The organism is Methylotenera sp., from assembly GCF_030653755.1.
In the GTDB taxonomy this organism is placed as follows: Bacteria; Pseudomonadota; Gammaproteobacteria; order Burkholderiales; family Methylophilaceae; genus Methylotenera.
Map to the genome: position 1 here is coordinate 1 of NZ_JAURYU010000006.1, position 6975 is coordinate 6975.

8 protein-coding genes are annotated in these 6975 nt (G+C 46.4%); 5 read left to right on the plus strand and 3 right to left on the minus strand.

The genetic code is table 11. From position 1 onward, the window contains the following. Positions 1 to 168 precede the first annotated feature (168 nt). Positions 169 to 987, plus strand: a complete 819-nt coding sequence (locus tag Q7U33_RS01190) for a hypothetical protein (RefSeq protein ID WP_304857722.1) — start codon at positions 169 to 171, stop codon at positions 985 to 987. Positions 988 to 1060: 73 nt separating this feature from the next. Here Q7U33_RS01190 and Q7U33_RS01195 read toward each other — a convergent pair whose 3' ends face one another. The 3 genes from Q7U33_RS01195 to Q7U33_RS01200 all read right to left on the minus strand — a co-directional run bounded on the left by Q7U33_RS01195 (position 1061) and on the right by Q7U33_RS01200 (position 2195). Then, positions 1061 to 1255, minus strand: a complete 195-nt coding sequence (locus Q7U33_RS01195) for a hypothetical protein (protein ID WP_304857723.1) — start codon at positions 1253 to 1255, stop codon at positions 1061 to 1063. Between the two features lie 127 nt (positions 1256 to 1382). Next, positions 1383 to 1571, minus strand: a complete 189-nt coding sequence (locus tag Q7U33_RS12045) for a WGR domain-containing protein (protein ID WP_322277143.1) — start codon at positions 1569 to 1571, stop codon at positions 1383 to 1385. 3 nt (positions 1572 to 1574) lie between these two features. Then, entirely contained in the window at positions 1575 to 2195 is a 621-nt protein-coding gene (locus tag Q7U33_RS01200) for a recombinase family protein (RefSeq protein WP_304857724.1), read from the minus strand. Between the two features lie 189 nt (positions 2196 to 2384). On the opposite strand from Q7U33_RS01200, the gene Q7U33_RS01205 reads away from it, so the two are divergent. The 4 genes from Q7U33_RS01205 to Q7U33_RS01220 all read left to right on the plus strand — a co-directional run bounded on the left by Q7U33_RS01205 (position 2385) and on the right by Q7U33_RS01220 (position 6514). After that, a complete protein-coding gene (locus Q7U33_RS01205) occupies positions 2385 to 2837 on the plus strand; it encodes a hypothetical protein (RefSeq protein ID WP_304857725.1) in 453 nt (150 codons plus the stop codon). Positions 2838 to 2875: 38 nt separating this feature from the next. After that, entirely contained in the window at positions 2876 to 3208 is a 333-nt protein-coding gene (locus tag Q7U33_RS01210) for a type II toxin-antitoxin system RelE/ParE family toxin (RefSeq protein WP_304857726.1), read from the plus strand. Between the two features lie 293 nt (positions 3209 to 3501). After that, positions 3502 to 5778: a type II secretion system secretin GspD gene (gene gspD, locus Q7U33_RS01215; RefSeq protein ID WP_304857727.1), complete on the plus strand. Its 2277-nt coding sequence runs from the start codon at positions 3502 to 3504 to the stop codon at positions 5776 to 5778. Positions 5779 to 5815: 37 nt separating this feature from the next. Beyond that, complete coding sequence (locus Q7U33_RS01220) at positions 5816 to 6514, plus strand: hypothetical protein (protein WP_304857728.1); 699 nt, start codon at positions 5816 to 5818, stop codon at positions 6512 to 6514. The last annotated feature ends 461 nt before the right edge of the window (positions 6515 to 6975 follow it).

A 6975-nucleotide genomic window follows, 5' to 3' on the forward strand; every position in this document is an offset into this window, starting at 1 on the left:
AAGGAATACGAACGCCGTGCCGCGTTGTATTATCAGGGGCAGCCGTCCTTTGATGAAGTGGTTGCCGTTATTCAATGGAACTTGGTGCGGTTATAAAGAGAACATCATGGCCGATGACAGGGCTATAGGAGAATCGATGAAACAACAAAACCCAGCGTGTGTGCCGCCATGTCGGTAACAGTAGAACATCGGCGCATGGCCGCGCGCATCGATGAGCGAATGAAACAACTGGAGGCGCTGGAACTGCTCGAAGTCGAGATACTTTCACAGATGGCCGATTTCATGCCGGACTTCCATCATTTGATGCTGAAGGCACCCGGCCCGAAGATGGACGCCTTGTGTGCGGAATTTTCCGGATTCTACCGGTTTGCCAAAATCTTAGAGACGCTCGCGGCGGGCATTGCCACGGGCAAAATCAAGGTGCCTGGCGGACGGACCGTCAGCAAAGAACACAAAATTGCCGCCGCGATTGATCAGCGGGTTCGGCAACTGGAAGCCAAAGGCCTGGAGGATGCGGCGCTGTTGGAACACATGGCCGGGCATATCCTCGATTTACAATGGTTATGGAGTACGGTGTCCGATGACACACTGGCCTTTCTGTGCCGTGAATACCCCGGTCTCTACCGTTACGGAATGCTGATGGAGGCAGCGGCGGAAATCGAAAACCAGAAGGCGAAGACGGCTTACGGTCACTTGCCGGTACTCCCCGACGCCATCAAACCCACGGTCGCCCACCTGCTCACGGAAGGGGCGACGCTTGAACGCGGTTTGCAAACGATACTCAACGAGCAAGGGCGGCGCGATATGTGGGTCGAGCGGGAAGTCATGGAGGGACATTACGAGCATTGGTTTAAACAATTCGGCGGATTGGCCGACGCATTACAAGCCGCCAATGTCCCCCAGGAATCACAGACCTTGCTGAGGGCTCTTTTTAAACCGATAGCGCAACGCATCCAGCAGCTTCACGGTCAGGTTTTTGCATCTTGAAACGGATGTTGCCTCAAGAGCAAGCGGCTTTTTTCTGTTATGCTTTTAGTTCCGATAACCACGATTCCCGGCACTAAAAACCCCTCAAAAATGACCAATCTGGCGCTCCGGTTTGGCCGAAACCGCCAAGCACTACATCGACCAGAGCCTGAGCTTCGCCACCCGCAACGCCTACGCCAGCGACTTCAAAATTTTCAGCGCCTGGTGGGCATCTTACGCACTGGCCGCATGCCGACAACCCAAGAAACTGTGCCGTTGTTCCCGGCAACCAGGTTCTTGGTCGATCCCGCCAACCATTTCGCAGTGCAGAGGAAACAGACTGGCATATTCAATGCCCAGCATCATTTTCTGCGCGAATAGCGTGATAACCCTTTTTACATTTGGCTGTACACAACTTATTCCCGGCGACGATGGCTTCTTACCTGGGTGTTGAACCATTCCTTTCTGATGGTACCTAGTGACCCGACTCGGCCCCATTCCTTAATCAGGGACCACTCGTCAAACAAGCCTGGTGTCACAAACATTTGATAAAAACGATGCATGTTGTCTTTGTCATCATGCCGTTCCAAATACACATGATTCATCACTTACTCCCCAGAAGAGTGAATCGCATTTTCACTTTGCGGTGATTTCAACGCCGCTTCCCGAATCCGCATAATGGATTGCCGTGTGGTTTTGAATTCCCGAGCCAACTCCGAAACGTTGCTGCCAGCGGCCAACCGTTTGACAACGTCAGCACGATCTTCCGCATTAAGTGCCGGCGGCCGGCCGAACTGTTTACCCGCCGCCTTCGCACGACTAATGCCCGCTTGAGTACGTTCGATCAGTAAATCACGCTCAAATTCAGCGACCGCCGCAATGACCTGCATGGTCATCTTGCCGGCAGAACTCGTCAGATCAACCCCGCCTAACGCCAGACAATGAACACGTACGCCGGAATCAGAAAGGTGCTCGACCGTGGCCCTGACATCCATGGCGTTGCGACCGAGTCGATCCAGCTTGGTTACCACCAACACATCACCCGATTCCAGCCGTTCGATCAACTTATTAAAACCTGGTCGTTCTTTAGCCGCTACGGATCCGCTGATGCTTTCTTCGATCAAACGATGCGACTGAATGGCGAAACCGGCGGATTGAATTTCCAAGCTTTGATTTTTGGTGGTCTGATCCGTGGTCGACACTCGACAGTAAGCAAAGACGCGTGACATTCTCTAATTCCGTCCGAAAAGGATGTACGAATTATAACGCATGTCCGAAATCAAACAAGCCTACTTTAGTACATATCATTTAAACCATGTCCGAAACCGGTCTGTTTCGGACTCTAAAACGATTGCACGTTTCCTTGATTTTATGCACAATGAACCACGTTTTTTAGATTAACTAACAAGGAGCCGACCATGCAAAGCATGACCATAGAGCAGCTGCGCGCTGCAAGTAACGCCGGCGGCGTATCAGGTGTGACCTTGAAAGGACAGGGCGGGGCGTTCCTCGTTCAGATTGACACCCGCAACGGTTCCGGCGCCGTGCTGTCGAAGGCTCGTAGCACCGAGCCGCGCCGCTTTGGCAATCCACTGGCTGCGCTGAATGTGCTTCGTGATATTGGCATCACCGTAGGCCAGTTCGACGCGAGCGAATATGATCCGGCAAAGAAGGAACAGGATGCCGGCAACCGGGGCAGGGCAGACGCCATGCGCGAAGCGCATGAGGCCGCTGCTTATAACCACTGGCTGGCCACCGAGATTCAGGAAGCCATTGATGGCCCTCGACCGAGCATTCTGCACGATGAAGTTATGGCGAGGATGGATGCCAGGATTGCTCGCCACAAGACGGGAAGAGGGAAGCGCGCATGAACCAGTGGTCGCAGAGGCACGAGTCGACCGACTGATCTATGACGAAGGCAAAAACTCCTTATCGCATAGTCTGGCGACCGATGGCTGAAGTCGACTTGGACAACATCATTGACTACATTGCTCAGGACAACCCGACCAAGGCGGAGAAGTTCGGCCAGGCGCTACGTGACAAAATCTTGCCGCTTGCGCAGCATCCAAAGCTTGGTCGTACCGGCAGGCCAGGCCTGCCGGTCTTCCTGCGTGAGCTAGTCGTACATCGAAACTACATCGTATTTTACCGCGTACTAGACGAGGCTCGCACCGTCGAAATTTTGAGATTAAAACACACGGCCCAACAATTACCTGGCGGGATTAGCTCCCGCAAAAAATAGCGCCTTTTCACCGCGCACGACAAAGTAGAACTAAACGGATCCAATTTTCAAAGGAATTTGCTATGGCGTTATGTTTTATAATTAACAGTCTTACTTAGAAAATTCAGTGTGGATTATTCATTTATTATGGACAGCACACGGCGTGTCAAAAAAGTGATTTCAGATAAAATATCAGCGTAATTTAAAATTAAATAAAAGTATAAACGGCAATACGTTAGCAACTGATGATAAGTGATAGCATTGTAAATTATATTGAAAATGGATTGCGACTTTAACAAATAGTGATGGATTTAATGAAAGAAAAAAATAATGGACGACAAAATGTGGCATATAAATTTTCATGCCAATCCAAATTAAATTCGAATTCTTTTTCAAAAAAAAAATATAAGTTCGGTAAAATAAATAATAGTTCAATGCGACGTATATTTATACGGTATTTATTTGTTTGTGTAATATCAAGCATTGAAATTGCATGCTCTTTGATTGACACATCCCATCAAGCCGGCATTAAACTACCGTGGCGAACTCCAAATGAACCCCATGATTTAACTAAACAACTTGAATCTAGAGAAATTGAAGATAGCGTAAGTTTTGATAAACAAGAACTAAATACAACTTATTTCGGCAATGTAAAAACCGATAGGCCAGCGTTAAAAGGCAGCAATTCTCATACCAGCCTTAATAAAGAGGCTGGAACTGATATTCAGTTTCGCGACGCCGATATTCATAGCGTAATAGATGCAATTCTCGGTGATGCACTGAAATTAAACTATACAATCGATCCTTCGATACAAGGTAAAATTACTCTACGTACCAGAGGGCCTTTATCTAAAACAGCTCTTCTTCCCGTGCTAGAAACCGCTTTGCTTTCCGTTTCTGCCGCTATCGTTCAGCAAGGCGGCATGTACCATGTTATACCTATGGATTTAGCGCCTCAAAGAGTGCGGGGAGCAAACCGATTAATCCCCAATGGAGCAGCAACGCCAGGGTTCGGCATTGATATTTTGCCTCTTCGCTACGTTAAGGCACAAGAAATCCAGAAAATTATAAATACCGTTTTTCCTAAAGGAACTGTTCTGCAAGCAGATGAAACATACAATCATCTTGTGATCTCTGGGACCAGCGAGGATCGCATGGCCGTTCAGCACATGGTTGAAAGTTTCGACGTGGACTGGTTGCAAGGTATGAGCTTTGCTTTATATCGTGTTGAGCACTCTAGTCCTTCCCAGTTAATTGCTGAGATAAAGGAAATCTTCCAATCGCCCATCGATGTCGTTGGTAGCCGGGTGCGCTTTGTTGCATTAAATAGAATGCACGCCGTACTTGGAATTTCCAAGGATCGTTCAGACTTAGAAGTCATAGAAAGTTGGATTAAACGATTAGATAGTTCAAAAACAGATGAGCAAAGTGTATTTGTTTACAATGTCCAAAATGGAAATGCCAAAGAGCTAGTGTCTGCCCTCCGACAGTTATTTGGTGGCGGCGGCACAACATCAGCTAGTGACCAACAAGGCGATTCGGGCCCAACTGAAAAATCCGATATAGCCGAATTTGGGGATCAAGGCATGCCGATGCAACAGGATTCACCCATTAAAATGGATGCTTACGCAAATACATCCACGCCAACTGGCGGTTATTCTTCAAATCAAAATTCCAACTATTCAAGTAAATTGGTTGCTAGCGAAGAAACTAATTCACTTCTGTATTACGGCACTGAGAAAGAGTTTCGGGTTATTAAAGATGCATTAATCCAGCTAGATATTATTCCACGGCAAGTCATGATTGAAGCTATTTTAGCAGAAGTGACCCTGAATGATGATTTGAGATATGGTGTGCAATGGTTTTTTAATTCTAAGCAAAATTCTGTGGAATTAAGCGCAGCCGAAACAGGAATTTCTTCTTTGTTTCCTGGTTTTTCATATGTTTATGCTGGCGGTTCAGATGTTAGAGTGATATTAAATGCACTCCAGTCGAAAACCGATGTGCGCGTTATATCAGCTCCAAAATTATCTGTTTTAAATAATCAAAAAGCCACTCTTCAGGTTGGCGATCAAGTACCCATATTAACACAGACCTCGCAGTCTACAATCGCGCCGGGTGCTCCAATAGTCAGCTCGATACAGATGCTCGATACAGGGGTTATTTTGGATATAAAACCGCGTATCAATGAAAATGGCAGCTTAATTCTTGATGTAACCCAAGAAGTAAGCGATGTTGCTAAAACGACTACATCCGGAATTAATTCGCCAACCATCCAAAAGAGAAAAATCAAAACATCTATCTTAACGCGTGATGGATACACCGTTGCTTTAGGCGGGTTAATTCGAGATAATATTTCCGAAAACAACAGTGGGGTACCATTCATCAAGGATATTCCTATTTTTGGTAATTTATTTCGAGATAATTCTTTTGGGAACAAGCGGACTGAGCTGATTGTGTTACTTGTGTCTCATATCATGAGAAATCAAGCAGAGACCCAATCTGTCGTTGACTCCATGGTGAGCGAGATGAACTCAGCTGCACAAATAATTGATCGAGTACTACCGATTGTCCCCGATACCAAACAGTAAAGGTTTTGTTCTACTTCATACCCTATGGCTTTTATTGTTGGTTGCCGCCATTATGGCGGCAACTTTGCAAGCTGGACGCCATATGGCCGATAGCCTATCGAGTTATGAAAAAAATATTCGGCTTAATTTGGCGGTAGAGTCTGCCGTTTACGATGTCATTTTCGAACTGTTGGAGCAAGGCGAGCGTAGTCGCTGGATACGTGAGAACGGCAAAGTACAAACGTTATTGATCGACAATCAGGCCGTTGAGGTAATCAGCAGTAATGTTCATGGGATGATCGATGTAAATACCGCAGATGAACGACTGTTACAGATGCTATCCGCAAATTTACCAAGAATCTATCGCGTAAATGCGCTTACTATTCAGGCAAAAAGGGATGGAGCCCGATATGCCAGCTATTCAGATTTGAGCGCCAGTTTAAATATCCCGTTGGCTGTTTTTTCTTGTGTTTATCCTTATGTAACGCTTTTTTCGGGAAGAACCGAGCCTAGTGCAGCTTTAATATCAGAGCAGTTAAAAAAAATGATAGGGCGCATTGAAGATGAAAAACATTCGGCCATGGAAGGTAATACCATATCCGTGGCCGGAGAAGTCTTCAGGATCAATGCGGCTGCACGTACCACTCAATCAAGAACGAATTATTTATCTGCCGAAGTGCTGCTTACAGGAAGAAGAGATTTTCCTTATTTAATTCGATCCTGGAGCTGGATTGAACGCTGTCAGATTGCCCAATAATCGTAAAGGTTAAAAGTTTTTTGTCGTTTGTAGTCAATTGAGAGGACTCCCATCAATTTGGGATTATGTATTGTGATTTTTTCAATAAGTTCAATCCTGAACTGGTCAGGCGACATTTATTTTAAAATAGGCTTGCAGGATACGAAATTTTTCGCTAGATTACAAACCCAGTTGCCGATAGGGATGGCGTTAATCGCCCTTGTTAGAGCCCACGATTAATAGGGTTCAGACATGCTTTGTGTCGACAGACCTAGCGCGTAGGCAATTGCTTACAGAGCTGGGTGGCAGCGTAATAAGCAAAAGCCCGTCTGCTACTGAACGACCGCTTCAAGCGCTATTTTTCTAAAGCGTTTCGCTATACATTTTTAATACGATCACTCAAAAGGGAAAACAATGAGAAATTCTGTGTTGTCTGTGTGTACCCCCAAAATTAGTTTGGACATGGCCGCCATTAGGCGGCG

Coding starts and splice junctions, on each gene's coding strand:
- Q7U33_RS01190 (WP_304857722.1), top strand. CDS start 169: ATGTCGGTAACAGTAGAACATCGGCGCATGGCCGCGCGCATCGATGAG.
- Q7U33_RS12045 (WP_322277143.1), bottom strand. CDS start 1,571: ATGAATCATGTGTATTTGGAACGGCATGATGACAAAGACAACATGCAT.
- Q7U33_RS01200 (WP_304857724.1), bottom strand. CDS start 2,195: ATGTCACGCGTCTTTGCTTACTGTCGAGTGTCGACCACGGATCAGACC.
- Q7U33_RS01205 (WP_304857725.1), top strand. CDS start 2,385: ATGCAAAGCATGACCATAGAGCAGCTGCGCGCTGCAAGTAACGCCGGC.
- Q7U33_RS01210 (WP_304857726.1), top strand. CDS start 2,876: ATGACGAAGGCAAAAACTCCTTATCGCATAGTCTGGCGACCGATGGCT.
- gspD (WP_304857727.1), top strand. CDS start 3,502: ATGAAAGAAAAAAATAATGGACGACAAAATGTGGCATATAAATTTTCA.